This window comes from Qipengyuania sp. ASV99 (assembly GCF_047872805.1).
Taxonomy (GTDB): Bacteria; Pseudomonadota; Alphaproteobacteria; order Sphingomonadales; family Sphingomonadaceae; genus Erythrobacter.
In genome coordinates this window covers 180,805-206,583 of the sequence record NZ_JBLQUK010000002.1, presented here as the reverse complement: position 1 = coordinate 206,583, position 25,779 = coordinate 180,805, and the positions used below count along the sequence as shown (strand labels likewise).

Sequence of the window (25,779 nt, the reverse complement as noted above, 5' to 3'; positions counted from 1 at the left end):
TGGCTACGCTGGCACGCGGGCGACAATCCGCAGCGCCGATGGGCTGTTGAACAGTCTTTCAACCAGCACCTGAGCCGGCTGCCCCAACGCCGAGGCAATAACGAAGGGCAGCCCGTTTTCCTTACCCATGAGATTGGCAAGCGATCGCCCGATCGCGGGAGTATGAACCGAATATCGGCCGATGATCGATAGCCCAGCGGCTTCGATGGCAGAATCCAGCGAAGCCCGGCTGAAATGCGTGCGGTGGAACGGGAGATACCAATTGTCCCAATATTGGCGGAACACATGCCGCCAAACGCAATCGATATGCGGCACTTCGATCAACACCGTCGCCCCTGGCTTTGCCAGTGCAATCAATTGGCGAAGGACATTTTGCGGGTCCGCATCGTGTTCAAGAACGTGAAAACAAGTAACCAGGTCGGCGGTTTTCTCAAACTGCGACATCTGTGAGAATGGCCGGTACTGCGCCGCCCCGATATGCGCGGGCGGATCAGCAAAGAAGTCAAGCCCGGTGACGCTATCGCTCGCACCGCAAGATGCGGCGATGGCGTCGGTGTAAAGCCCGCTGCCGCAGCCAAAATCGACAATATTTCCGCCCTTGAAGCCGGTTTGCCGGAGCATCTTGCCAGCCTGCCGCCGGAAGGCCAAGCGTTTGATTGCGGTGGCCAATTTGTTGTCCCGACCCTGATAATCCTGCGTTTCGCGCCCTTCATAAAGGACCGAGACATCCGGAACATGCGGCATGGTGACACCGTGCCCGCAAGCCTCGCAGCGTAGCACGTGCATTGCACCAAATTCAGGATGCGAGACCTGAACCAGACTGTTGGTGCCAAATCGGCATGGCTCGCCATTGCCGCACGCGCATGGCGCGGATGGCGGCGGCAGATCAATGGCCGCTGCGCGCGTTTCTGATGGCGCGATCGCGGCAGTTGTGTTCATGACTTTTGCCAGCATGCAACAAAGGTCGAAAAAGGAAACTTACCCGGCAGACGGTGATACGCCCGCTCCAGCGTCATCAAGGCCGGGGCCATGAACTTCTTTGCCCCGTTGGGGACGCGCAGAACCCAATTCTGCAGCAACAGGAAATAGGCCGGGCCGCCAATATAGCGCACAGTGCCGGGGGTCATTCCCTGCGCATGATCGCGCACCAGTTTTGGATGCGATAGCGCATGTTCGTTTTCCGCATCAAAATTGCCGGTGTCGATCTTGTACCAAAGCTTGCGCACCGGCTCGAGAATGAAGTCAGCGTTGGGCTCTGCCATGATAAGCTTGCCGCCGGGATTCAGCATCTTTGCAATATTCTCAAACGCCATTGGCAGGTCGGCAACCAAATGATGAATGCCGCCCATGACCAGCACCGCATCATAGGTTTCCTTGGCTTCAACCGGCTTCGTCACGTCCCACAAATAGCAGGGGCGGTTATGGCGCTCGGTAAATTCATTGCAGGCGCTTTCGGAAATATCGCAGCCCGAAATTTCTAGACCGGGGTGATGGTCGCGCATCCAGCCGGAGGCAGACCCCACACCCGAGGCAAGTTCCATCAGCGTTGCCGCGTCTTGCAGTTCGGCCAGGATCGGACCGTAGAGAAATTCCTCCTTATACGCTTCTGCATAGCGGTCCGTAGTCGCTTCGGAATACTTCTCATGGATCGCCTCGAACAACTCTTTCTGGCGGGCGATCTCCGACTTGTCGAAATTTGTCGCGTTCATTGAGATTTTCCCTGTTGAACATGCCGCCGTCAGGCAAGCGCGGGTTTGGCGGCGCCGACCTGTTTGGGATGCTATGGCTAACAAAGGGTTAAGAATTGGCTGAAGGCGGCTCAAAATAGCCGGCAATGCGGCTTCAGAACGCCCGCCTATGGGTCACACGCACCCGTCCGGAAATCTCGGCTCGCGCCGCAGGTCTTCGGACAAAAGGGGGATGCCGACCTCGGCGGCATCTTTATCGGCAAAAATCCGCAGGTCATGCTGCTGGCAAAGCCGCGCAAATTGTTCCCGCGTCAGCGCTCGCGCATCCAGCCGTTTGGCCCCGGTTTCAAGCCACGGATCATTGCGAACCAAATCGCTGGCAAAGGCGTGTGCGGGCGCATCAACGATGATGACCGCCGCACCCTTACCGCCCGAATGCCACGCATCAAGCGTTTGATCGGCGGCGACATAGGGCGCGGCAAAACTGTGCGCCTGCCAAGCGCGCACCGGCAACAACACCGCCGCAAGCGCGGTCATCCCGATCAACAGCGCCCGGCCACCGCCTGAACCGCCCTTGCGGGTCATATGACCCCATGCAAACGCGGCAATTATGGCGGCGCTACCCAGAAATCCGTGCAGGTAACGATAGCCCCAGCCATGTCCCTGCAACGGGATCACCAATGTCATGAAAATAATGGTCCCGATCAGCCCCAGCAACATCGCGCGCAATTCGCGCGGCGCACCGTCTGCGAGCCGGGCAATCGGCCATGCGGCACACAGGATCAGCGGGATAACCACCGGGTTCTGCCACAGCGCAAACCGCAGCAGATTGGCCGCCATCAGCGCGAGAGAAAGCATCCCGCCATCGGTAAATCGTTCGATGAATATGCCGATTTGCCGCGCCAGACCCGCAGCTTCGCCCCCATCCGGCTGAACACCGAGCCACGCATAGGCGAAGAGATCGTAGCTTCCCCAAGCAAGGAACCCCGCGCCGATGGCGACCACATAGAGGCAAGCAAGAATCCGCTCGCCCGCCAGAAACCGTTCGAGCAGGAAAGGCAGCGCGAACAGCGGGAAAAATGCCGATTGATGAAGCCCCATCGCCAGCGCCGCCGGAATCAGGCTGAGCAGCGTCGTCCAAGACTTGCGCATAAGGAAAAGCCACAACCACGCGAGGTTGAAAAACAGGTGCCCGGCCATCGCATAGGGCGTCATCGCGGTGACCACGAGCTGCGCCGAGGTCGCCATCAAAACCGCGACTATAATCGGTGCAGAAGGCTGATCGGGCAACAGTTTGCGCGCGATCAGGGCGGCCAGCATCACCGATCCCGCTGACATAGCCGGGCTGGCAAACGGTCCCAGCAATTGCTGGATTGCTGCATTTACGGGCAGGTAACTTGACGCCCACAGACCTTCTTCGGGCAGCAACCGGGTGAAGACGGGTTGCATCGCAGGCGCAAATTCGCGCCATTCCGGCGGGATCTGGGCCAGCGGCACGCCGCGCGCCAGAATCTCCCCATCCGCCCGCGCCCAGAATTCGTCGAGCGACAAAGGAAAATTCCCGAATACGATATAGGTCCCAGCAGCCCCTGCAACAAACACTCCTGACGCCAGCAAAGCAGCCGTGCTGAACATGCCCCATTGGCTTTGCGGCCAGAATTTCTCCAACCAGCTTTGCCGCCAGCCGATCATCACCGCAGCGATGACGAACACCAGTGCCACCGCCAGATCTTGTTCGCGCATGAATTGCGCGGTGAGATGATGAATGCCGCCAAGGCTACCGGCGGCGATAGTCACCGCGATCAGGACGGCCAAGACCCACAATTGCACGCGGCCAAACTGCGCAGGCGACAGGGGACGATCGGGTTGAGCAAGCGGGCCGGGGGTCATATCCGCGGGTGTGACCAATCGCCCTTTCCAAGACAAGGGCGTAGCCCCTGCATCCTTGGGTATAAACCCCTGCAGCGTGGCGATAGTCATTCGCCTTGCTGCTATTGCAGTGCCCGATGACTGCCGCTGCGCCCTTGATCTCGCGATTCTTTGCCGCGACCGACCGGATATTGGGACAACCCGGCATCTGGGCCTTGGCCATTTGCGCGCTCGCAGCGGTGCAGACCGCGCTGATTGTCTCGCATCAGCCTTGGCCCGATGAATTGCAGGCGCTGCTGATCGCAACGCAAGCAGACGGCGCCTGGCAGTTGCTCGATTGGCTGCGTTACGAGGGGCATCCACCCGCCTGGTATGCGCTGCTAAGCGGCATAGGCGCTTTGGTGCCGCAGCCATATGTGCTTCCGGTCGCAGCATTGCTGTGCGCGGTGGTGGTGCAAGGGGTGATAGTGTTGGCCAGCCCCTTTGGCCGCAGCGAGCGGCTGCTGCTCGCCTCAAGCCAATATGTCCTGTTTGAATTCCTTACCATTTCGCGCGGCACCACACTGGGCGCAGCACTGCTGATGCTGGCTATGGTGTTCTGGCAAAGACGCTGGCTGTGGATTGCCATCGCGCTGCTGCCGACAGTCGATTTCCTGTTCGGGGTCATTTCCGGGGTCTTAGTCATTCTCAAATGGCGGGAGCGGGATCTCTGGTATCCGGGTGTCGCGCTGTGGCTTGCGCTATCGTGCTTTGCCGCCTGGAGCGTCTATCCTCCGTCCGATATGGTCAGCGCGAACGAAGCGCTCGGCATGCCCGGCGGCCCAGCCTTGTGGTGGTGGATGATGGGCAGCCTGCCGCTGCCCTTCCACGGCGGAATTGCGCCGCAATGGAACACGCCGGTTGCGCCGATTGCGCCTGTTGCAGGGGCCGTCATGCTCTGGCTCTGCTGGCGCTTTACTCGCGGTTTTGCATGGCATCGTTTGCTGATCTTCGGGTTTTTCGCCTTCACTCTGGTGTTCAGCCTTGCGGTGTATCCCATCGGGGTGCGGCATCTGCTGCTCGGCCCGTTTCTGCTGATCCTGCTGATCTGGCTGCAACGCGCAGCGGGCGCGGCGCGCGATCCGGTCTTTGGCGCGTGGCTGTTGGTGCTGGCGCTATCCGGTCTGGCGACCAGTGCAATTTCGGCCACCAAGGGGTTTGATAGCGGGCCTGCCGTGATAACTGAGATTGAGCGGCGCGGACTGGCGGACAAACACTGGATTGCACTGCCTGAATGGCGCGCGCCCGCCGTCTCAGGACGCAGTGACATCGTGTTTGGCAGACCAGAGCAATCCTGCGGGTTTACCTTTGTGCGCTGGGATCACAAATCCGCCGTTCTGCGTTCAAGCACCGCCTTGGAATCCCTTTTGCTGGATCACATCGCGCGCCATGGGCGATCTTATCTGTTTTCAGACCGCAAATTAGCCGGAATGGATCCGGCAATTCTTTCCCCGATTGCAACCATCCCCGCTGGTTACAGCGGAATTAGCTATACACTCTATGTAGTTGGGGCCCAACATTCGGAAAAGCCAGTGATTTTGCCAGCCTGTCATGACCTAGGGCCAGGCATGGCTATCGGCTCCCCCTTGGGGAAAAATTAAGGTTTCCCAATTATTCACCAACCTTCGAGAGGCGCTGTTCGCGATGATCCGCGAGACCGGCGCATGGATTTTTGGTAGGCCTTGGGGGCTTGGTAATGAGCGCATTCGGCAAAAAAGGTGGCGCGGGCGGCATGAGGCCGGGCGCAAAGCCTGCTTTTGGCGTCGCAAGACCGATGAAGGGCGCAAGCCCAAAATCTGACGAATCAAAAGGGGGCGAACAGTTTCCTCCGCTTCCCGGCGGCGCGCCAAAGGCCGAAACTCCCGCACCTCGCCCCTCCGGCAACGCCACCGCCAGCGCGATGGACCGCCTTGCTGAACGCATGAATTCGGTCAATGCAACGGAATCAGAAGCAGGCGGGTTCGAGGCCAGCGTCCACAAGATCAAGGAACAGGTGCTGCCGCGCCTGCTTGAACGCGTCGATCCCGAAGCCGCCGCGACGTTGTCCAAGGAAGAGCTTTCCGAAGAATTCCGCCCGATCATCATGGAAGTGCTGGCCGAGCTCAAGGTCACATTGAACCGGCGCGAGCAATTTGCGCTCGAAAAGGTGTTGATCGATGAATTGCTCGGGTTTGGCCCGCTCGAAGAATTGCTCAACGATCCCGACGTTTCGGACATCATGGTCAACGGTCCGGACCAGACCTATATCGAAAAAAAGGGCAAGCTGACGATTGCCCCGATCCGGTTCCGTGATGAAAGTCATCTATTTCAGATCGCTCAGCGCATCGTGAACCAGGTCGGCCGCCGCGTTGACCAGACCACCCCGCTCGCCGACGCCCGCCTCAAGGATGGCAGCCGCGTCAACGTAATCGTGCCGCCGCTCAGCTTGCGCGGCACAGCGATCTCAATTCGTAAGTTCTCCGAAAAGCCAATCACCATCGACATGCTCAAGGAATTCGGTTCCATGAGCGACAAGATGGCGACCGCGCTGAAAATCGCGGGCGCATGCCGGATGAATATCGTCATTTCGGGCGGTACGGGTTCGGGTAAGACGACCATGCTCAACGCGCTGTCGAAGATGATCGACCCGGGCGAGCGTGTGCTGACGATCGAAGACGCGGCCGAACTTCGCCTGCAACAGCCGCACTGGCTGCCATTGGAAACCCGTCCGCCCAACCTTGAAGGGCAAGGCGCGATCACCATCGGCGACCTTGTGAAGAACGCGCTGCGTATGCGTCCTGACCGCATCATCCTCGGCGAAATTCGCGGCGCGGAATGTTTCGATCTGCTCGCCGCGATGAACACCGGTCACGATGGGTCGATGTGTACGCTCCACGCCAACAGCCCGCGTGAATGTCTGGGCCGTATGGAAAACATGATCCTGATGGGCGACATCAAAATCCCCAAGGAAGCCATTTCGCGCCAGATTGCCGAATCGGTCGACCTGATCGTGCAGGTGAAACGTCTGCGCGATGGTTCGCGCCGCACCACCGACATCACCGAAGTGATCGGGATGGAGGGCGACGTGATCGTGACCCAGAACCTGTTCAAATTCGAATATCTGGACGAGAGCGAAGACGGCAAGATCATGGGCGAATTTCGCGCCTCGGGTCTGCGCCCCTACACGCTTGAAAAAGCGCGCCAATACGGGTTCGATCAGGCGTATCTGGAGGCCTGCCTGTAAGGCAGGCATTGCGGCCTAAACGGCCGGCGCGCAGCCGCAGCAAATCACAAATTGCCCAGCACCACTGGCAAACTCATGGCGAGGCATCCGCCGCCAATGATCGCGCTGGCAACGAACAGGTTAGTCCACGGCATCCAGCCGACCTTTTCCAGCCGCTCAACCGATCGCCGTGCGCTCCTGACGCGCTCCATCAGCAAGCAGAACCCCGCGAATATCCAGCATGCAAGCCCGGCCAGCGCCATCAGCACCGCGTCGCTGGCAAAGACAAGATCGTGCAGCATGTCCATATCGCCGATCATGTAAGCACCCGTGCTGCTTGCGCAATGCTGCGGGGTGCCTAAAGCGTGGCGAATGGATGGCTCCGTCGCTCGCCCCCGCCCGTTTCTCGCACTTGGCCTGCGTCTGGCGACGGCAGCAACGCTTGCGACGATGGCCATGCTGGTCAAACTCGCCAGCGAACGCGGCGCGCATTTGGCCGAACTGGTGTTCTGGCGGCAGGCGATCACACTGGTCTGCGTCACCGCTCTGCTGGCTGGCACCGGTCAGCTCCGCAGCATCAGAACGCAGCGTTTCGGCTCCCACGCCAGACGCGCGGCGTTTGGCATCACCGGCATGTTTTTCGTCTATGGCGCAGTCATCCTCCTGCCGCTCGCCGAAGCGACCGTCATCAGTTTTACCGCGCCGTTTTTTGCCGTGATGCTGTCGGTCATCCTGTTTCGGGAAAAGGTGGGGCTGTACCGCTGGTTTGCGGTTGCGCTCGGTTTTGCAGGTGTCGTGGTGTTGACCCAGCCCGCATTCGGGGTTGGCGCGGAAACTTCGATTGATCCGCTGGGCGCAGTGGTGGGTCTGGTTGCCGCGCTGCTGGTCGCGGCGATCAGTTTTCAAGTTCAGGATCTCAACAAAACCGAGGCGCCGTGGAGCATCGTGTTCTGGTTCACAGCTCTCACCGCTCCGGTTATGCTGATCGCGCTGCCGTTCATATTTCAGCCGCATGATCCGGCCACTTGGGGCATCATCGTTGCGATGGCGCTGTGCGGCGCGGTGGCGCAAATCTTGCTCACTGCCTCGCTGCGGTTCGGGTCGGCGGGCGTGATCCTGCTGATGGATTACACGTCATTGCTGTGGGCAACCCTGTATGGATATACGGTGTTTGATCGTGCACCGCCGCATAGCCTGTGGCTTGGTGCGCCGCTGATCATATTTGCAGGGCTGATTATCGCATGGCGCGAGCGTCAATTGGTCATTGCGCGTCAAAAGGCCGAGACAGCGCTGCTTTAGATGCGCTATTCATCGCAATTCGAAAGGAACACTGCATGATCCGCAAATGTGCAATTGCCGCCGCGCTTGCCGCGCTCACTCTGACCAGCACCGCTTGCAACACCGTGAAGGGGCTTGGCGAGGACATTCAATCGGTCGGGCGCACCGGCGAAGAAGTGATCGACTGACCGCGATCAGGCGCGCCGATAGACCAGCGTCAGATTGTTGGCAGGCATGCCGTGCCGCGCCGTTCGGGTAAAGCCGTTGGCCCGGGCAACCCGGTCCAGATCATTGACCTTGCGCAGGCCCCAGCGCCCATCGCGGGATTTCAGGCTTTGGTCAAAGGCGGTGTTCGACGGCGCAGTTTCGACGTCGGCTTCGAGATAAGGACCATACAGAACCAGCGGCGCATTGACCTTTCCCAACACCTGCGCAGCTCCTTTGAACAATCCCTCGGTTGCTTGCCACGGGCTGATATGGACCATGTTGATGCACAGGATCGCATCGGCTGAATTGACCTCCCAGCTTTCTGGCGCGCTGGCATCAATCACCAGTGGGAGACGCAAATTGTAGCGTTCGAATTCTTCGCGGTAGGCAAGGATCGACCCCAGCGCCTTTGGATCGGGATCGCTCGGCTGCCATTCGAGCGCGGCAAAGCGTTCCGCCAGAAACACCGCGTGTTCGCCGGTGCCGCTCGCCACTTCTAGCACCAGCCCGCTTTCGGGCAGTTCACGCTCCAGAACCTCGGCAATCGCCTCGCGGTTGCGCAGGGTTGCCGGAGCGTGTTGTTTGACTTGCGCCATGCCGCTCATGTGCCCGGCCCGATCACGAAACCTGCCGGTCGCGGCCCTCCCAATAGGGCGCACGCAATTGCCGGCGCAGGATCTTGCCAGAGGCGTTGCGCGGCATAACAGGGATGATGTCGACGCTTTTGGGAGCCTTGAACGCGGCGATGCGTTCGCGGGCATAGGCGATGATTTCGCCTTCATCGATGCTCGCCCCCGGCTTTGCAACGACGCAGGCCTTGACTTCTTCACCCCATTTGTCGCTCGGCACGCCGATCACCGCAACCTCGGCCACCGCCGGATGGCCGAAAATCGCGTTTTCGACCTCTGCCGGATAGACGTTCTCACCGCCGGAGATGATCATGTCCTTGATCCGGTCCTGAATATAGACATAGCCATCATCGTCCATCACCCCGGCATCGCCCGTGTGCAACCAACCATCGGGGTCGATGGTCTTGGCGGTCGCTTCGGGCAGTTGCCAATAGCCTGATGTGTTCGAAGGGGATCGGATGCAGACTTCGCCAATTTCGCCGCGAGCGACTTCCTTGTTATCCGGTCCGCGCACTTCGATTTCCGCCCCCGGCACCGCCTTGCCTGCCGAACGCATCCGTTCATTGCCGCCGAGCTCGTGGTCATCGGGGGGCAGGATCGAGATAGTTCCGCTGGTCTCTGTCATCCCGTAAGCTTGCAGGAAATTGGCGTTGGGCATGGTCCGCACCGCTTCCTTCAGCAGTTCCAGCGGCATCGGCGCAGCACCATACATCATGTATCGCAAGTGCGAGAAATCGGTGTCGGGCGCGCGTGGATGCTGCACCACCATTTGCAGCGCGGCGGGCACGATGAACATATGGGTTGCGCCATTCTCAATCGCTTCAAGCACACCAACCGGGGTAAATTCGGCCTGCAACAGCACCCTTATGCCATTGGCGAGGCCAATATTGACGAGCCCTGTGCCGCCAATATGCGCGCAGGGCATGGCGACAAGCATGCAATCGCCATCGTCAAAGAAATTCCACGGCAATTGCGCCGCATTGCCCGGATTGCGCAGGCCCAGCAGATTGCCATTGGACAGCACCGCGCCCTTGGGATTGCCGGTCGTGCCGCTGGTGTAAAGTTGAAGGATTGGTTCGTCTTTGCCCGGCGGGTCATAGCGCGCCGGATCCAGCTTTCGCGCTTCGCGGATCGCCGCCTCCGCCTCGATCACCGCCGGTTTGGCCGGGACATCTGCCGCAACCTGATTTGCGACCTCTGCAAATTCCGCGCCCGCAAACAGCAGCTTTGCGCCGGTATCGGTCAGGATATAGGCCACTTCAGGCGAGGCCAGCCGCCAGCCAATCGGCACCATCACCGCGCCCATTCGTGCCGCCGCCATATAAAGCAGACAGTAACGGTCAGAATTCTTACCGAGCCACGCAATCCGGTCACCCTTGGCGATTCCATGCGCTTGAAACAGCGCAACAAGCCGCCGCGTCAGATCATCCACCTCAGCATAGGATGTTACGCGGTCATCTTGTTCAAAAGCGGGCCCACCGGGACGCTTGTCCGCCCAGAAGTTCAGGATTTCGTCAAAGGTCTCAAAATCGTGGTAGGCTTCGCTCGCCATATGCCTGCATTCTCCCCAATGCGCTTTTCGGTCAGGTTAAGCATCTTGCGGCGTGCAGGTCTAGGGTCAGGACTTACTTAAAACGGCCTGCCCGGCGCGCCGCCGGTTCGCGGATCAGCAGCCACGCACCCAGCCCCAGCGGGCCTGCCATGAAAGTCGCCAACAGGACCGGTGCCTGAATGAACCGCGATATGGTTTTCGCATCGCCGTCACGCGCAATCCAAAGCCCGACGAACAGATCGAACGCGAGGTAATGCGTCCAGCCGACCACGACCCCGACATCGCTGGCGAAAATCGCGCGCACCCCGGCAATGGAATCGAAATTCGCCCCCCCTTCACCCGCTGGAATCAGGGCGCTCAGCACCCCGATAAGGCCTCCCGAATAGATCAGGCATAACAGCCCGACGCCAAGATAGGTCAGCGCCGAATGCAGCGCGGGCCAACGCGGCAACAGGATCAACGCCGCCCAAGCGACCAGCGCGAGGATATTGATCGCCTTGAACACAAATGCCGGTTCCATCGCCGCTTATTCCTCCAGTTCCACCAGCGGTGCGTGCGATTTTACCCGCCATTCGCGCGCCGCTCGCTTCATCGCTTCATTATCGTGGGTAAACCGCCCCGCCGCCTTGCGCATTGCCAACCCCAGCGCAGCTTCTGCGACCAGATCGGCATCGACCGAACGGTACACCTCCCATTTGGCGGGCAGCATCGGGTCGATCAGGGGACTGGCAAACCGCGCCAGTGCTTCGAGTGGGCGCAGCTCGCCTTGCCGGTCCCCGCGCAGCAGACCGGGCCGGATGATGTCGAGCCGTTTGAAACCGACCTTGGACACTTCGAGTTCCACCTCGCCCTTGGTGCGCAGATAGAGGTTTTTGGAATGTGCATCGGCGCCCGCCGAACTGACGAGCACCATGTTGGGAATCCCCGCCCGCTGGGCCGCTTTTGCGGTGGCGAGCACGAGATCGTGATCGACCGCGCGAAACGCCGCTTCGTCGCGGCCCGATTTTTTCCAGGTGGTTCCCAATGCGCAGATCAAGGCGCGCGGGCGCACCGCTTCCAGCACTTCGCCCCACTTGCCGGTTTCCGCGACAAACATTTCGATCCGCGCGCCCTTGGGCAATTCCACCTCGCGCCGGGCAATGCCGACAATTCTTGCCTCGTCCCCGGCGCTGGAAATCTCGATCAGGCGGCGCCCGATCATACCGGTCGCGCCCACCAATCCGATCCGCACCGGCGATTTTGCAGGCGGGTCAGTATCAGACATTCGACAGCCCCATTGGCCTCTCGCCATAGATCGCCTCACAGGCTTGAATGGCGAAGCGATCGCTCATCCCGGCGATGAAATCAGCAATAACGCGGCTGCGTCCGGGTTCGGTGGCAGGCAATCGGCCTTGCCATTCTTCCGGCATCAATCGGTGGTCCTGTGAATAGGCTGCGAACAACCTGGCAATGACATCGCGCGCGCGTTCAGCCGCGCTGACCTGTTCAGGGTGATAATAGAGTCGCTTGTACATAAATGCCTTTAGCGCGCGCTCGTGCTGCGCCACTGCCGGGGAGAAACCCGCGATCTGCCGTCCGGCATCGCGGATTTGCGCGACCGATCCGAAATCATTTGCGTTGGCGCGCGAATGATCGAGCACGTCGTTCACCATCAATCCAATCTGGTCGCGGATCAATTCGCGCAATTGCCGATCTCTGGGTGCATTGGGAAAGCGCTTTTCGACCGCTCGCCATTGCTGTGCGAGAAAATCCAGTTCCAGCAGATCGTCCAGGTCCAGAAAACCGGCGCGCAGCCCGTCGTCTATGTCGTGATTATCATAGGCGATATCGTCCGACACCGCCGCAATCTGCGCCTCAAGCGAGGGCCATGTGCCGAGGCTGAGCGGGTATGCCTCGTCCAGCTGCGCCAGCGCCCAATTGGGCGCTGCCACCGGACCGTTGTGCTTGGCCAGCCCTTCGAGCAGGTCCCATGTGAGGTTGAGCCCGTCGTGTTCGGGATAGGGGCTTTCCAGGCGCATCACCGTGCGCAAGGCCTGCGCATTGTGGCAAAATCCGCCATGGCGCGCCATGGCTTCGGACAGCGCCGCCTCCCCTGCGTGGCCGAACGGTGGATGGCCGAGATCATGCGCGAGGCACAGGGCTTCGGTGAGATCCTCGTCCAGTCCCAGCGCACGGGCGAGCACGCGGCCAACCTGCGCGACTTCGATGGAATGGGTCAGGCGGGTACGATAATGATCGCCCTCTGGCGCGATAAAGACCTGCGTTTTCGATTTCAGCCGCCGAAAACTCATCGAATGAATGATGCGGTCGCGGTCGCGCTGAAAATCGCTGCGGGGTCCGCGCGTTTCGCCGGGTCCGGCAGCGGTCGCAGCGCCAAATTCCCTGCCGCCATGGGCGTCAGCATCAGCAGCATAGGGTGCACGCATAGTCACGCGCACGGCTTATGACAGCGCAGCAGACGGCTCAACGGGAACAGACGGGCAACTTTGCCGGATATAGGTGGATAGCGGCAGGAGGACCAAAAAAAGGGACCGCTCACCGGGTGCAATGGGGGGGGTGGTGAGCGGTCCCAAGAGCTTTTGCAGCTCTTGGGTCATTCGGTGCGACCCGAAGACCCGGAACTTGTCTGTTACTTTTCGATGACAAATTCACGAGCGGCCCTTAGAGGCCGGGACTATGGAATACACCCTTACCAACAGGTCAATGCGGCAAGCCGTTCTCTGTGAGAGGCAGGTGGAGAATTAACCCACGACTTCCTGTTCCAATATCCAGTTGGCGGCCGCTTCGCAGTGAATCCGGGTCGAATCAAACACGGGCAGGACATTGGCATCCACGTCAACGACCAGATCCAGTTCGGTGCAGGCCAGCACGATCGAATCGGCCCCTTCCTGCGCCTTGTTGGTGATGATCGTCTTCATTGCGCGCTGCGCATCGCGGGTCACTTTGCCCACCATCAATTCGTCATAGATGATGCGGTCCAACGTTTCGACATTGGTCATGTTGGGCGGCAAAAGATCAATACCATGTGCGACCAGCCGTTTGCGATAGAAACTTTCGGTCATGACGTTGCGCGTCCCGATCAAGGCCGCACTCTTGTAACCCGCCGATTTAAGCGCCAGCCCGACATAATCAGCGATGTGCAGGATCGGAATGTTCACCGCACCCGCGACATCATCGTAGAGTTTGTGCATCGAATTCGCGCCGATAATGAGGGCCTCAGCCCCTGCCCCTTCGAGACGCTTGGCGCTTTCCATCAAGATACCGCTGGCGCGCTGCCAATCGCGATCTTCGCGCAGAGCATAGAGCTGGCAGAAATCGAGGCTTTCGATCAGCAAGGGCGCGCTGGCCATGGGCGCGGCCCGGCGTTGCACGATGCGATTGATCCGGTCGTAATACATACCGGTCGACACCCAGCTCATGCCGCCGATTAGTCCCAGTTTTCGCAAGGTCGTCCCCGATTCTGTGTGCACCGCACAAACGGTGTAGCGACGAACTGCGCCCCGCGTCCATAGGCCGCGAATTGTGTTGCAGAAATAACCGCTTGGATGGTTTATTTCAGCTTAATCGGCAGGTTCTTTCTGCTGCGATACCAGCCATTCGCGCACATCGGCAATCGTCGCCTCGGGCGCTTCCTCCTGTGGCAGATGACCAATACCGGGGTAGTTGATCATCGTTGAATTGGCGATGTGCCGGTCAAGCCATTCACCCGCCGACACCGGGATCAGCCGATCCTCTGCCCCCCACAGGATAAGCGTCGGAACGTCAATTGATGCGACCTCAGCCTCTGACAAGGGATCGTATTCGCTGCTGAAACGCGCCATGGTTGCAGCGCGGTTGCCGGGATAGCGCAGCAACTCCCAATAGCGGTCAATCGCCGCCTCGGTGACCACCGACTTGACCGAAACGCTCTGGTCAAGGCTTTGCGCAATGAGAGCGCGCGGAGTGATCTGTTCGGCGATCTGGTTGATCCCCGGCGTTCTGGCGATGGCAAATCCGATGTTGCCCCCACCATCATCTTTATCCTTGATCTGGCGCATGGGACTGCCCCCGGCATCTACAAGGATCAGCCCGGCGACGCGGTAGGGATGCGCAAGCGCATAGGCAAGCGCGTGCTTCCCGCCCATCGAATTGCCGCCAAGGAAGAAGTCCTCCAGTCCCAGCGCATCGGCCACTTCATTGATATCCGTAGTGAAATTCTCGGTCGAATAATCATGCGCGGGATCAGGACCGGTGAGGCCATGACCAACCTGATCGAAGCGGATGATGCGATAGCTGTCCGAAAGGCCTGTCACCCACGGCTCCCAAGTGTGGAGGTCGGCGTTTGAACCATGCAGCAGCAGGATCGCCGGCGCATCTTTCGGCCCCTCGTCGCGCAAGTGCACGGTCACGCCATCGCCAATCGCTATAAATTGCGATGGCGGCCCGCCGTATTTGGCGCGCATCTCTGCCGGGTCAGTGTCGGGCGTACGAAACACCAGAAAAGCGATCACGATCAGAGCGACAAGCACACCCAAAGCACGCAAAAACCATTTCATTCTGGCATCCCTGCTATCCATGCGCGCATCACCGCAACCGCATTGTGATCCACTGTGGAGCGGCCCAGTTCAGGCATCGCCACGCCTGGATCATTGGAATTCATGCGGTGCACCAAGATCGAGGCATCGGGATCGCCCGGCTTGATCGACACCAGCAGATCGCCCGCCCCGCGGCCTGCCGCGACCGGGGGCTTGTTGACACCAAAGGCATAGGGATCGTCCTGCTCCCAGCGCAAATCAAGCCCGCTGTTGGACGCTCCCCCGCCGGGCTGATGGCAATGCGCGCAATTCACATCGAGATAGGCGCGGGCAAGCGCGGCGGTATTGGCGGAAGCATCGCGCCACTGCGGCAGAGGCAGCGCAACCTGTGGATCTGTATCCAGCGCGCCTCTTGCCGCGAGTTGCTGTAACAATTCAGGCGCAAGATTGCGCGATTTTGGCCCAATCGGGATCACTTCACCATTCAGAGAATGACAGGCTTTGCACTGATTCTTGTTGGGTATCCGGTAGCTGAATTCTTCGCCATCGGGTCCGGTGATCGGCAACCGTCCGCCGGCCAGCGCCAGCCTCGCCTCGGTCTGCTCCGCGTTCCAGCGATAGGGCAGCGCGGTCCAACCATCCGCGCGGTGGAGCAGCACGCGGGTTTCGATGTAACGCTGATCCGCGCCCTGCCCGAATGCAAAAGTCTTGATGATCGCGGTGCCGACCGGGAATTGCAGCAGCCCGTCTTTATCTGCCGCTATCACGCCGCCTTCGGGCAGGTAGATATAACGCAGTTTGTCCGCCCCATCCGACCACAACGGAGTGTTGAGTTCGTATGGTATGAGATCGCTGCGGGGTGCCCGCGCGCCGTCATCGGTAAAAAACCCAAACTCAGCCAAACGGCCCGGCATTCCGGCCAGAATCGCACCGTTGTTCACCGAAAGCGGCATAGTCGCAGTAGCCCGGACGCCAATCGACCCGGCCAGCATAGAGATCGCCAGAACCAGAGCCGCCGCGCGCTTCATCCGATGCGTTCATCCAGTTCGGCAGGCGCGCCGATGCCGCTGCGGTCGAATTCTCCGGCAGGTTCGGGCACCGTCAGCGGCGATGGCTGCGCCCCGCCCAGCCCTTTGCCCGGTTCGGCTAAATTCAGCGACCAGCCGCTGGTACCCTCCACGGCAGAAAGGCTGCCCAGCCCATCCCACAGCACCGGCGGCAAGGCCCCGCCAAACGCTGCAAGAAGCATGTCAGCGCCTTCAAGCTGCGGTTCATTGCCGCCAACACCGTAAGTGTTCGCTCCGAGAGTCACTTCGCGCGGCAACGGGTTGTAGCGCTCGTCATCAAACGCCTGCGTATAGGCGATCACCATGATCGGAGCAGTCGGGTTTTGCTGAAGGATGTTGTTCTCGATCAGAACCTTGTCATTGGCCATCACCATGATCCCGGTGCCGCGCCGCACGCCTGCGACAATATTGCCGGGGGGTGCGAAATTGGGCGTGTCGTTGGCGACCACCAGATTGTTCGCCACGATCACATTGCCGCCGCCCATCACCGGCAGGCCGGGCAGATCAAAAATAAGGATCCCGCCGGTGTTGCGGGTGGCGATATTGTGTTCGACCAGCGCATTGCGGCTGTTCTCAATCTCGATCCCGGCGACATTGGCCTCAGCGATGGAATTGCGCACGGTGATGCGGTTCGACTGACCGACATAGATGCCCGCATCAGACGCGCCGGTTACCTTTGCTCCGTCGATCAGGACGCCGGTGCTTTCAACCGGGTAGATCCCATACGCGCCGTTGCCCGCGTCCGGACCATTGGTCCATGTCACGCGGATGCGGTAGTAAACAATGTTGTCCGCGCCCTTGGATTTGATCCCGTCGCCCTTTGGGTTCTCCAACGCGAAATCACGCAGGGTGACATCATCGCCGGTCACCAGCAGCCCCTCGCCCGAGCCTGCCTGCGCGGTGAAATCGAGCACGGTCCCGTCCATGCCCGAGCCGCGCACGGTCACCCCGTCAACATCCAGACTGAGCCCGTCGGTGAGCGCATAGCGCCCGGCCTCCAGCACGATCTCATCCCCCGGCTCAGCCAGAATCAACGCCTCTTGCAAGCGTTCCTGCGCGCCTTCGCCCGGCGTTATCGTGTGCACCTCAGCCCAGACGGGCGCGGCGGATGCCAGCAGGATCGCGGCTGCGGTCAGCTGCGAAATTGGCAGTCTGGTCATGATGTTCTCCCTCTTCAGCCCGACTTGTGCCGCATTGGGAGGGAGGATGGCAAGCGGTTCGCGCTCTATCCGATCCCGGCGGCGCATAATCCGGCGCTGGTGGTGACGACCGCGACGCTTTCACTGTCCCCCACCCGGCGCAGGCGTTTCACCAATTCGCCAAGGCCGTATCCGGCCTCAGGCTCGCCTTCTTGTGCTGCCATGCTCTGCTGCAATTGATAAAGCTGCCATGCCGAAAGCCGGTCCGCCATGCGCCCGGCCATGCATTCGGCGCGGTTTTCCGACATACCCGATTGCACGAGCGAGCGTTCAACCTGCCATTTGACCAGCGGCCGCGCCATGCCGGTCTGCACGGCAATGCCCGCCAAGAGCGCCAGCACCAGCGTGCCGAACACGAGCTTGCGCATCAATCGAGCGCTTTCACAATGCCTTCGACCATTTTCTTGGCATCGGCGAGCAGCATGACGGTTTGCGGCATGTAGAACACGTCATTGTCCACCCCGGCATAGCCGACGCCGCCCATCGACCGTTTGATGAAGAACACCTGTTTCGCCTTGTCTACATCGAACACCGGCATGCCGTAAATGGGCGAAGCCTTGTCGGTTTTGGCCGCAGGGTTCACCACGTCATTCGCGCCGATGATAAAGGCGACATCGCATTGCGAAAATTCGGAATTGATATCCTCAAGCTCGAACACCTCGTCATAGGGCACGCTGGCTTCGGCGAGCAGCACGTTCATGTGCCCCGGCATCCGGCCCGCAACCGGGTGGATGGCATATTTAACCTCAACGCCCTTCTCCTTGAGCTTGTCGCCCATTTCGCGCAGCACGTGCTGGGCCTGCGCCACGGCCATGCCGTAACCGGGAATGATGATGACCGATTCCGCCTGTTCGAGCATATAGGCCGCGTCTTCGGCGCTGCCCTGTTTGTAGGGGCGTTGTTCGCGCGCTTCACCGCCCGCGCCGCCGCCGCTGTCACCGCCAAACCCGCCCGCGATCACACTGATGAAGCTGCGGTTCATCGCACGGCACATGATATAGCTGAGGATCGCGCCGGAAGAACCGACCAGCGCCCCGGTGATGATCATCGCGCTGTTGCCCAGCGTGAAACCCATCGCCGCTGCCGCCCAGCCCGAATAGGAGTTGAGCATTGACACCACCACCGGCATGTCTGCCCCGCCGATGGGGATGATCAGCAGAAATCCGATCATAAAGGCCAGCACCGTAACGGCGATAATCAGATAACCCTCGCCCGCGCCGCCCTCAGGCGAAACGGTGTAAACTCCGATCAAGGCGATAATCGCGGCCAACGTGCCGAGGTTGATGACATGCCGCCCCGGCAACATGATTGGCGAACCGCTCATCCGGCCAGACAGTTTGAGGAAAGCGATCACCGAACCCGAGAATGTGATCGCTCCGATGGCAATGCCCAGACCCAGTTCCACCCGGCTGACCGCGAGGATTTGACCCTGCGCATCGACAATCCCGAACGCGCCGGGATTGAGCCATGCAGCCAGCCCCACCACCACGGCTGCAAGCCCAACTAGGCTGTGAAAACCTGCCACCAGTTCGGGCATGGCGGTCATCGCGATCTTGCGCGCGACCGTCACCCCAACGATCGCGCCAAGCAGGATGGCGATCCCGATCTCGACAATATTGGCGATGTCATGGGTTACCAGTGTGGTCACCAGCGCCAGCGCCATGCCGATCATACCGTTGCGGTTGCCAGCCCGGCTGGTCGCAGGGCTGGAAAGCCCGCGCAGCGCGAGGATGAAAAACACGCCCGCCGCCAGATAGGCGAGCATCGCCCAAGCAGGTGTGCTGCCTGCATTGCCCGCCGCGTGGGCCGGTGTGGCAAACAAGGCCGTCATTGCGAGCGCAGCGAAGCAATCCAGAGCGAATGGGCGCTTGCCTCTCTGGATTGCCACGGCGCCTGCGGCTCCTCGCAATGACGAAAGGGGAAGGGCGAAGCTCATCCTCACTTCTCCTTCTTCTTGTACATCGCGAGCATGCGCTCGGTCACGGCAAACCCGCCGAAGATGTTGATGCTTGCCATAACCACTCCGGCCAGCCCGAGATATTTGGCAATCGGGTTCTCCGCCTCCGCCGCCGCGATCAGCGCGCCAACGATAATCACCGAAGAAATCGCGTTGGTGACCGCCATCAGCGGCGTGTGCAACGCCGGGGTGACCGACCAGACCACGTAATAGCCGACGAAACACGCCAGCACGAAGATCGAGAGGATTGAAATGAAGTCCATTGTCTAGTTAGCCTCCCCGGCACGGGGAGGGGGACCAGCCGCAGGCTGGTGGAGGGGACTCGCCGCGCGCGCAACGATGGCTTGCGCCGCGTTGCTCGCATCGCGCAACACGCGCTGCGCCGGAACCCTCAAAACCCTGAACCCGTTTTCTTTCAGAAATGAAACGCGCCGATCATCAAACTTGGCACGGTCAATATTGTTGTGCGCACTGCCGTCGACCTCGACGACGAAACGCTCGGACAGACAGCAAAAGTCGACCACATAAGGGCCAATCGGGTGTTGCCTGCGGAATTTGTACCCGCCCGGACGCTGACGCAGCAATTGCCACAAGGTCCGCTCTGGCAGAGACATGTCCTTACGAAGTTTGCGTGCGCGGATCACCTCGGGCCTTGCGACGAACCGCGAGTCCCCACCACCACGCTGCGCGCGGTCCCCCTCCCCGTTCCGGGGAGGCTCGTGGCAGCCAGTAATCACCCCAACACCCTCTCGTTCACCACCGCACCGCCTTGCGTCAGGCGGATCGCAGCGCCGATTTCCTCGTCGAGCACGGGACGCCCCGCCTCCTTGTCCCAGAAGGCGCTGAGGAAGTTGAAATGGTTGCGCGCGAACAGCGCCGATGCGTCGGCGGCGAGATGCGCCGGGGTGTTGGAAAAGCCGATGATCTTCACGCCGTGCTTGACCACGGTTTGATCCGCCACCGATCCTTCGACATTGCCGCCCTGCGCCACGGCGAGATCGAAGATCACGCTGCCGGGCTTCATCGAAGCAATCTGCGCGTCGGTGATCAGCCGCGGGGCCGCGCGTCCGGGGATCAGCGCGGTGGTGATGACAATGTCCTGCTTGGCGATATGCGAGGACACCAGTTCGGCCTGCGCGGTCTTGTATTCATCACTCATTTCGGTGGCATAGCCGCCCGAGCCTTCGCCTTCGATCCCGGCGACATTCTCGACAAAGATCGCCTTTGCCCCAAGGCTCTGGATCTGTTCCTTCGTGGCGGAGCGCACGTCGGTGGCCGAAACCTGCGCGCCGAGCCGCCGGGCGGTGGCAATTGCCTGAAGCCCCGCAACCCCCACGCCCATGATAAAGGCACGCGCGGCCTGCACCGTGCCTGCGGCGGTCATCATCATCGGAAAGGCGCGGCCATAGGCATCGGCGGCGGCCAGCACCGCCTTATATCCGGCGAGGTTCGACTGGCTGGACAACACGTCCATCGATTGCGCGCGGGTGATGCGCGGCATAAACTCCATCGACAGCGCCTCTAACCCGGCCTTGGCATAGGCTTCGATCAGCGCGCCGTTCTGAAACGGATCGTAAAGCGCCGCGACCCACGCACCGGGCTTCGCACCTTTCAGCAGCCCGACTTCGGGTGCCTGAATACCCAGCACAATGTCCGCATCCTTGACCGTGGCGGCCAGATCGCCGACGCCCGCACCCACCTCGGCAAAGGCGGCATCGGGAATAGAGGCATGGTCACCCGCCCCGTTTTCGACCGCCACCTCATTGCCCAGACCTATGAATTTCTTCACCGTTTCCGGCGTTGCGGCAACACGGGTTTCGCCCGCGCCGCGTTCTTTAAGGACAGCGATCTTCACGAAGGTTCCTTATGGTGCGATCATGGAAACGACGATGAAAGCGATCACTGCGATCACCGGCACCGCCCATTTGAGCGTGCCCATGAATGCGGAATAGGTTGACCGTGCATCGTCAATGTCATGCGTTGTCATGATGTGTCCCCCTGGGAATGGTTTAGCGACATGTTCGGCAATTGATGCCTGAAGAAATGAATAGGACGCTCGTATCCGAGCCGCCGCACTAGCTCAAGCCACCATTGCCGAGGCGCGCAGAAATACCCACTCTGACCGTGACCATATAGCCATGCCGGGACAGCGGACCGTCCGCGTCAACAGCCTTAATCCCGTCTTTACCCGCCTGCTTTATCAGAATCGCTTGGTTGCCCCCGGATTGATGGCAGGGGCGTTGGAGGGATCAAGGCAGAATCTATGGCACAGTTGGATGCTCGCCCTGATTCAGCGCTCGAGCCGCAATTCGATGCGCAGGACGAAGTCCGCGCCGAAACGCGGATCGTTATGCTGATCGATGATGAGCCTGCGCAAAGCCGCCTTATCGCCGCGATCGCCGCACGCGAAGGCTGGCGCACGGTTGTCGCGGGCGATGCCGAAACCGCGATTGCCATGCTCGGCACGCGTGAAGGCATGCAATTGTCGGCAATCCTGCTCGACCAATGGGTGCCGGGCGATGATGCCTGTTCGCTGATCGCGGAATTAAAGGAACGCCGACCCGCGCTGCCGATCCTGATGCTCACCACCAGCGCATCGCCGCTGCTCGCGGTTGAAGCGATGCGCGCAGGCGCGAGCGATTATCTGGTCAAACCTGTTTCCCCCGACCGGCTGATGGAGGCGCTGCGCAGCGTCACCACCCGAGAGGCACCGCGCAATGAACTTGCGCCGCTGACCGAGAAAATGTCCGCGGCGCTCGATTTTGACGCGATGATCGGTGCCGCGCCCCCATTCCGCACCGCGCTGGCACAGGCGGCCAAGGCCGCGCGCGCGCATGGACATGTCTTGATCGAAGGCGAAAGCGGCACTGGCAAGGAAATGCTAATGCGCGCGATGCACGCCGCCAGCCCGCGCGCGAAAGACCCGCTGCGCATCATCAATATCGCCAGCGTTCCGCCCAACTCGATTGAATCGGTGCTGTTTGGGCATGAACCCAACGCTTTCCCCGGCGCCTTTGACCGGCAGATCGGTGCGCTGCAGCATTGCGACGGCGGCACGCTGGTGCTTGATGAAATCGACCGGCTGAATGTCGGAGTGCAGCAACGCCTGCGCGAGGCGCTTGACAGCGGCATCATCCGACCGGTTGGCGCGGCGCATGGATTTCGTGTCGATGTCCGGCTGCTTTCGGCGAGCAATATCAGCCTGTCGCAATTGGCAGAGGGCGGCCTGTTCGACCCGGTTTTGGCTCAGCGGTTGGGGGGAACGCGTATCAGCCTGCCGCCTCTGCGTGAACGGCCCGGCGACATTCCGGCGCTGACCCGCCATTTCCTCGCCCGGATTGGCGAGCAACCGGGGCTGACCCATCTGACCGCGTCGGACAGTGCGTTGGCGCTGCTGTGCGCCTATGACTGGCCCGGCAACGTGCGCCAATTGCAATCGGTGCTGTTTCGTTCAGCCGTCTATTGCGAAGGCGACACGTTGACCGCTGACAGTTTCCCGCAGCTTTCCGAAATGCTGGGCGAGATGCAGGCGGGCGGCGGGACAAGCCTGCACGACGGGGTGGGCATCATGCTCTACACCGATGACGGCAACCTGCGCCCGCTGGAAGAGATCGAGGCCGACGTGATCCGCCTTGCCATCGGCCATTATCGCGGTCGCATGACCGAAGTGGCGCGGCGGCTGGGAATCGGGCGCTCCACGCTCTACCGCAAACTCAGCGACCTCGGCATCGACAACGCGGCTTGATCCAGACGGCGCGTGGCGCTCGGAACAACACCAATCCTTACCAGTCGAAGCTTTGCCGCGCGTAGGTCTGGCTCTCGGCACCGAGCAAAGTGATCGTGAGCTCGCGCGCCTCCCAGTCAATGTCCACCAGCCCGTAATTCTCGACCCCGAAGAACGGCGAGACCCGCTTGGGATCGGGTTCGCGGGCGGTGTTGCCTTCGATATCGCCAAACGCCAGATTGAGCGAAGAGCTGGTCAGTTCCCACATGGTCTCGCCGCCGTGGTCCAGCTTGTAGATCCCGCCCGAATGGCGGTCACCCGACAGCATCACCATCCCGCTGTCTTCGCGCGCCGCGAGCATATTCAGCAGGCGGGTGCGTTCGCGCGGGAAGTTCTCCCAGCTTTCGTAATCATGCGCCTCGGTGATGATCTGGATCGAAGACACCACGATCCGCAGGTCGGCGGGTTTTGCCAGCTCTGCCTCCAGCCAGGCCCATTGCGCTGCGCCCAGCACCGTCGCGCCCATGCTGTCATCGGGCAGATAGATGCCCAGCGGCGGGCGTTCGGCCGACCATGGCATGCGTTTCAGATCAGAGCGGAAAAACCGCGTGTCGAGCATGATGATCTGCAGCCGCTGACCCTCTGGACCGACGATCACACTGTCATGGGTGCCGGGGCGCGATCGTACTTCGTCGGAGGAATTCCAGAAGGTTTCGAACAATTCCTCGGCCCAGCCGCGGAACGGGAAGCTTGCGCCCTTGTCATTGAGTCCGAAATCGTGATCGTCCCAGCTTGCCAGCATCGGAAACCGCGCGCGAAAGCTGGCGAATTCGGGATGCGCCGCTTGTTCGGCATAGGCGGCGCGCAGGCTTTCCAGCCCCGCATCACCGTCCCAAGCATTGTCGCCGTAGACATTGTCGCCGATCATCAGAAACGCCTGCGGGTTCTGCCGCGCAATCTGTTCCCACATGTGCTGGCTCGCCGATTGATGGTTGCAGCTGCCAAAGGCGATGCGGGTCAGCCTGGTGTCCGCCGCCAGCGCGGGATTTGGCCCAGCCTCGGGCATCTCCACCGTTTCGCGCAGCCGGGCGTAGTAGGGCGCGAGCAGTTCCTCCGCCGTCAGCGGCACCGCCACCGGAGTGGCCGCGCGCTCCCCATGTCCGTCCGCCATCACGGGCGCGGCAAGGCCAAGCGATACCAGCGCAGTGCCAAGGGTGAGGATCAAGGGAAGGCGCATGTCTGATCTCCTGTTAAGTGCTGCGCGGCTGTCTGGCGCGCCCAAGTGACTCTATTGCGACGGCGCGGCGCTACCCTTCTGCAAGCTGGCTGAAATCGGTGAGCGCCGCGTCGCGCAGCCCGCGCCACACGTTGCGCGCCTGCACCGTCTCGGGCACGTCATGCACCCGCAGCAGGTGGACGCCCGCGTCCATCCCGCGCATCGCCAAAGCAATCGAACCGCCGAGCCGCAGGTGCGCGGGCTCTTCGCGGCTCAATGCACCGATCATCCGCTTGCGGCTGACCCCCAGCAGCAGCGGGCTTCCCAAAGCATGGAACAGCGGCAGCGCACCGATCAGCGCGAGGTTGTGCGCCAGTGTCTTGCCGAACCCGATGCCGGGATCGAGCATGATCCGCGCCTCTGCCACGCCGCCTGCAATCGCGCGGGCACGCTGGCCTTTGAGGAAGTCGAACACTTCGCTTACCACATCAACATAGCTTGCGCCTTCGTGCAGGTCCTCGCCCGCCCCAGGCGCGTGCATCAGCACCACCGGGCAAGCAGCCTTGGCGACCAGTTCGACCATGCGCGGATCGTACCGCAGGGCAGACACGTCATTGGCCATCTGCGCGCCGCTCGCCAGCGCCGCCTCCAGCACCCCGGCGCGGCGTGTATCAACGCTGATCGCCGCGCCCATGCTGGCGCAATACTCGACCGCGGGGATCACCCGCGCGATCTCATCCCCTTCCCATGTCGCCGCGCCGCCGGGCCTTGTGCTTTCCCCGCCAATGTCGATCACCGCCGCACCCGCTTCCAGCATGGCGGCGGCATGCGCGCGGCCCGCTTCGGGACGTTCGAGGAACTCACCCCCGTCGCTGAAGCTGTCGGGCGTGACGTTGAGCACACCCATGATCTGCGGCTGATCGAGGCGGATGGTGCGCTCCCCCAATTGCAGCGGGGCATGCACCTTTTGCAGGTTGGCCCATTGCCGCTGCGCCTCTTCCGCCAAAGCACCGTCGAGACTGGTCAGCGCCGCATCGAACCCGCGCGCCCCGAACAGCAGGCGCTGCGTGGCTTTGCCCCCTTCGCGCACCACCAGCGCAAAGCGGCTGGCATAGGCCATGCTGCCCGCCAGCCGTATCGCGTCGCCATCGACCGCCTGAAGGCTCGCGGCGAGGGCAATGGGATGGAGATAGACGTTAGCAGTCATCGGCTGATCTCCCATCGGCAAACCCTACAGGATGGAACACATGGAACACGGTCCTGGGTATGGAATCGCGGGAGGTTGAAAGGGCTGTTTTCATCCCACCCGCATAGCGCGCACAAAGCGTGTAGGACAATCCGAACCGCGCGCTCCGTTCACTGTCCTGCGCCAGCTAAAGCAATCAGCGCGGGAGGCAGCTTTCGATCCACGCAGAAGTTGGATGAACGTCGGTTTCTGGGGGTGGGAGCGGACGGTTAGTCTAGGTCTGAATCACTCGGTGATTTGGAGGGGGTCGCGGACGCACACGGTCTTGCTCGCTAGACTGCTCGACGTACCGGCCTCGACGACAGTCACCGTTTGCGGACCAGGGATACCTGCGGACTGCTGACAAGCAGCAGAAAGCATAACTTTCGCCTTTTCGAATTCAGTCAGACCAT

The 25,779-nt window shown here is 61.1% G+C and carries 26 protein-coding genes; 5 read left to right on the top strand and 21 right to left on the bottom strand.

Annotation, left to right across the window (positions count from 1 at the left end; translation table 11 throughout):
• Positions 1 to 3: 3 nt before the first annotated feature.
• The 3 genes from ACM64M_RS04915 to ACM64M_RS04905 form a co-directional block, all read right to left on the bottom strand.
• Entirely contained in the window at positions 4 to 939 is a 936-nt protein-coding gene (locus tag ACM64M_RS04915) for a class I SAM-dependent methyltransferase (protein WP_416227545.1), read from the bottom strand.
• The gene (locus ACM64M_RS04910; protein WP_416227544.1) at positions 936 to 1,709 is read right to left on the bottom strand and encodes a class I SAM-dependent methyltransferase; all 774 of its coding nucleotides are present in this window, start codon (positions 1,707 to 1,709) and stop codon (positions 936 to 938) included. Before ACM64M_RS04910 ends, ACM64M_RS04915 begins: the two co-directional genes overlap by 4 nt.
• A 153-nt stretch (positions 1,710 to 1,862) precedes the next feature.
• Complete coding sequence (locus ACM64M_RS04905; protein ID WP_416227543.1) at positions 1,863 to 3,578, bottom strand: hypothetical protein; 1,716 nt, start codon at positions 3,576 to 3,578, stop codon at positions 1,863 to 1,865.
• Positions 3,579 to 3,694: 116 nt separating this feature from the next.
• Between ACM64M_RS04905 and ACM64M_RS04900 the strand changes: the two genes are divergently transcribed.
• Both ACM64M_RS04900 and ACM64M_RS04895 read left to right on the top strand, forming a co-directional pair.
• The gene (locus tag ACM64M_RS04900) at positions 3,695 to 5,197 is read left to right on the top strand and encodes a hypothetical protein (protein ID WP_416227542.1); all 1,503 of its coding nucleotides are present in this window, start codon (positions 3,695 to 3,697) and stop codon (positions 5,195 to 5,197) included.
• Positions 5,198 to 5,292: 95 nt separating this feature from the next.
• A complete protein-coding gene (locus tag ACM64M_RS04895) occupies positions 5,293 to 6,819 on the top strand; it encodes a CpaF family protein (protein WP_416227541.1) in 1,527 nt (508 codons plus the stop codon).
• A gap of 44 nt (positions 6,820 to 6,863) precedes the next feature.
• Here the strand turns inward: ACM64M_RS04895 and ACM64M_RS04890 are convergent, their stop codons facing one another.
• A complete protein-coding gene (locus ACM64M_RS04890) occupies positions 6,864 to 7,118 on the bottom strand; it encodes a hypothetical protein (protein ID WP_416227540.1) in 255 nt (84 codons plus the stop codon).
• 52 nt (positions 7,119 to 7,170) lie between these two features.
• Between ACM64M_RS04890 and ACM64M_RS04885 the strand changes: the two genes are divergently transcribed.
• Both ACM64M_RS04885 and ACM64M_RS04880 read left to right on the top strand, forming a co-directional pair.
• Positions 7,171 to 8,097: a DMT family transporter gene (locus tag ACM64M_RS04885; RefSeq protein ID WP_416227539.1), complete on the top strand. Its 927-nt coding sequence runs from the start codon at positions 7,171 to 7,173 to the stop codon at positions 8,095 to 8,097.
• Between the two features lie 35 nt (positions 8,098 to 8,132).
• Positions 8,133 to 8,264: an Entericidin EcnA/B family protein gene (locus ACM64M_RS04880; protein ID WP_416227538.1), complete on the top strand. Its 132-nt coding sequence runs from the start codon at positions 8,133 to 8,135 to the stop codon at positions 8,262 to 8,264.
• A 6-nt stretch (positions 8,265 to 8,270) separates the two neighbouring features.
• Here the strand turns inward: ACM64M_RS04880 and ACM64M_RS04875 are convergent, their stop codons facing one another.
• The 15 genes from ACM64M_RS04875 to ACM64M_RS04805 form a co-directional block, all read right to left on the bottom strand.
• Entirely contained in the window at positions 8,271 to 8,888 is a 618-nt protein-coding gene (locus ACM64M_RS04875) for a DUF938 domain-containing protein (protein ID WP_416227537.1), read from the bottom strand.
• A 13-nt stretch (positions 8,889 to 8,901) separates the two neighbouring features.
• Positions 8,902 to 10,464 (bottom strand): long-chain-fatty-acid--CoA ligase, encoded by a 1,563-nt coding sequence (locus ACM64M_RS04870; protein WP_416227536.1) that lies wholly within the window; start codon positions 10,462 to 10,464, stop codon positions 8,902 to 8,904.
• Positions 10,465 to 10,537: 73 nt separating this feature from the next.
• Positions 10,538 to 10,984 (bottom strand): ABA4-like family protein, encoded by a 447-nt coding sequence (locus tag ACM64M_RS04865; protein WP_416227535.1) that lies wholly within the window; start codon positions 10,982 to 10,984, stop codon positions 10,538 to 10,540.
• Positions 10,985 to 10,990: 6 nt separating this feature from the next.
• Positions 10,991 to 11,728 carry an NAD(P)H-binding protein gene (locus ACM64M_RS04860; protein WP_416227534.1) on the bottom strand — a complete coding sequence of 246 codons (738 nt, stop codon included), beginning with the start codon at positions 11,726 to 11,728 and terminating at the stop codon, positions 10,991 to 10,993.
• Positions 11,721 to 12,890 carry a deoxyguanosinetriphosphate triphosphohydrolase gene (locus ACM64M_RS04855; RefSeq protein WP_416227647.1) on the bottom strand — a complete coding sequence of 390 codons (1,170 nt, stop codon included), beginning with the start codon at positions 12,888 to 12,890 and terminating at the stop codon, positions 11,721 to 11,723. The genes ACM64M_RS04860 and ACM64M_RS04855 overlap by 8 nt, the downstream gene beginning before the upstream one ends.
• Positions 12,891 to 13,205: 315 nt before the next feature.
• A complete protein-coding gene (locus ACM64M_RS04850) occupies positions 13,206 to 13,910 on the bottom strand; it encodes an aspartate/glutamate racemase family protein (RefSeq protein ID WP_416227646.1) in 705 nt (234 codons plus the stop codon).
• Positions 13,911 to 14,024: 114 nt separating this feature from the next.
• Positions 14,025 to 14,999, bottom strand: coding sequence for an alpha/beta fold hydrolase (locus tag ACM64M_RS04845; protein WP_416227533.1), 975 nt, complete (start codon positions 14,997 to 14,999; stop codon positions 14,025 to 14,027).
• A complete protein-coding gene (locus ACM64M_RS04840) occupies positions 14,996 to 16,006 on the bottom strand; it encodes an SO2930 family diheme c-type cytochrome (protein WP_416227532.1) in 1,011 nt (336 codons plus the stop codon). The genes ACM64M_RS04845 and ACM64M_RS04840 overlap by 4 nt, the downstream gene beginning before the upstream one ends.
• Positions 16,003 to 17,205: a parallel beta-helix domain-containing protein gene (locus ACM64M_RS04835; protein ID WP_416227531.1), complete on the bottom strand. Its 1,203-nt coding sequence runs from the start codon at positions 17,203 to 17,205 to the stop codon at positions 16,003 to 16,005. The genes ACM64M_RS04840 and ACM64M_RS04835 overlap by 4 nt, the downstream gene beginning before the upstream one ends.
• Before the next feature lie 65 nt (positions 17,206 to 17,270).
• A complete protein-coding gene (locus tag ACM64M_RS04830; protein WP_416227530.1) occupies positions 17,271 to 17,612 on the bottom strand; it encodes a hypothetical protein in 342 nt (113 codons plus the stop codon).
• Complete coding sequence (locus ACM64M_RS04825; protein ID WP_416227529.1) at positions 17,612 to 19,075, bottom strand: NAD(P)(+) transhydrogenase (Re/Si-specific) subunit beta; 1,464 nt, start codon at positions 19,073 to 19,075, stop codon at positions 17,612 to 17,614. Before ACM64M_RS04825 ends, ACM64M_RS04830 begins: the two co-directional genes overlap by 1 nt.
• A 107-nt stretch (positions 19,076 to 19,182) precedes the next feature.
• A complete protein-coding gene (locus ACM64M_RS04820; RefSeq protein WP_416227528.1) occupies positions 19,183 to 19,464 on the bottom strand; it encodes an NAD(P) transhydrogenase subunit alpha in 282 nt (93 codons plus the stop codon).
• 3 nt (positions 19,465 to 19,467) lie between these two features.
• Positions 19,468 to 19,845 (bottom strand): endonuclease domain-containing protein, encoded by a 378-nt coding sequence (locus ACM64M_RS04815; protein ID WP_416227527.1) that lies wholly within the window; start codon positions 19,843 to 19,845, stop codon positions 19,468 to 19,470.
• Between the two features lie 89 nt (positions 19,846 to 19,934).
• Positions 19,935 to 21,056: an NAD(P) transhydrogenase subunit alpha gene (locus ACM64M_RS04810; protein WP_416227526.1), complete on the bottom strand. Its 1,122-nt coding sequence runs from the start codon at positions 21,054 to 21,056 to the stop codon at positions 19,935 to 19,937.
• Between the two features lie 9 nt (positions 21,057 to 21,065).
• Positions 21,066 to 21,188 carry a hypothetical protein gene (locus tag ACM64M_RS04805; RefSeq protein ID WP_416227525.1) on the bottom strand — a complete coding sequence of 41 codons (123 nt, stop codon included), beginning with the start codon at positions 21,186 to 21,188 and terminating at the stop codon, positions 21,066 to 21,068.
• 363 nt (positions 21,189 to 21,551) lie between these two features.
• Between ACM64M_RS04805 and ACM64M_RS04800 the strand changes: the two genes are divergently transcribed.
• Positions 21,552 to 22,946: a sigma-54-dependent transcriptional regulator gene (locus tag ACM64M_RS04800; RefSeq protein WP_416227645.1), complete on the top strand. Its 1,395-nt coding sequence runs from the start codon at positions 21,552 to 21,554 to the stop codon at positions 22,944 to 22,946.
• Between the two features lie 37 nt (positions 22,947 to 22,983).
• On the opposite strand, the gene ACM64M_RS04795 is transcribed toward ACM64M_RS04800, so the two are convergent.
• Complete coding sequence (locus ACM64M_RS04795; protein ID WP_416227524.1) at positions 22,984 to 24,162, bottom strand: alkaline phosphatase D family protein; 1,179 nt, start codon at positions 24,160 to 24,162, stop codon at positions 22,984 to 22,986.
• Between the two features lie 70 nt (positions 24,163 to 24,232).
• A complete protein-coding gene (gene folP / locus ACM64M_RS04790) occupies positions 24,233 to 25,348 on the bottom strand; it encodes a dihydropteroate synthase (protein WP_416227523.1) in 1,116 nt (371 codons plus the stop codon).
• Positions 25,349 to 25,779: the final 431 nt, after the last annotated feature.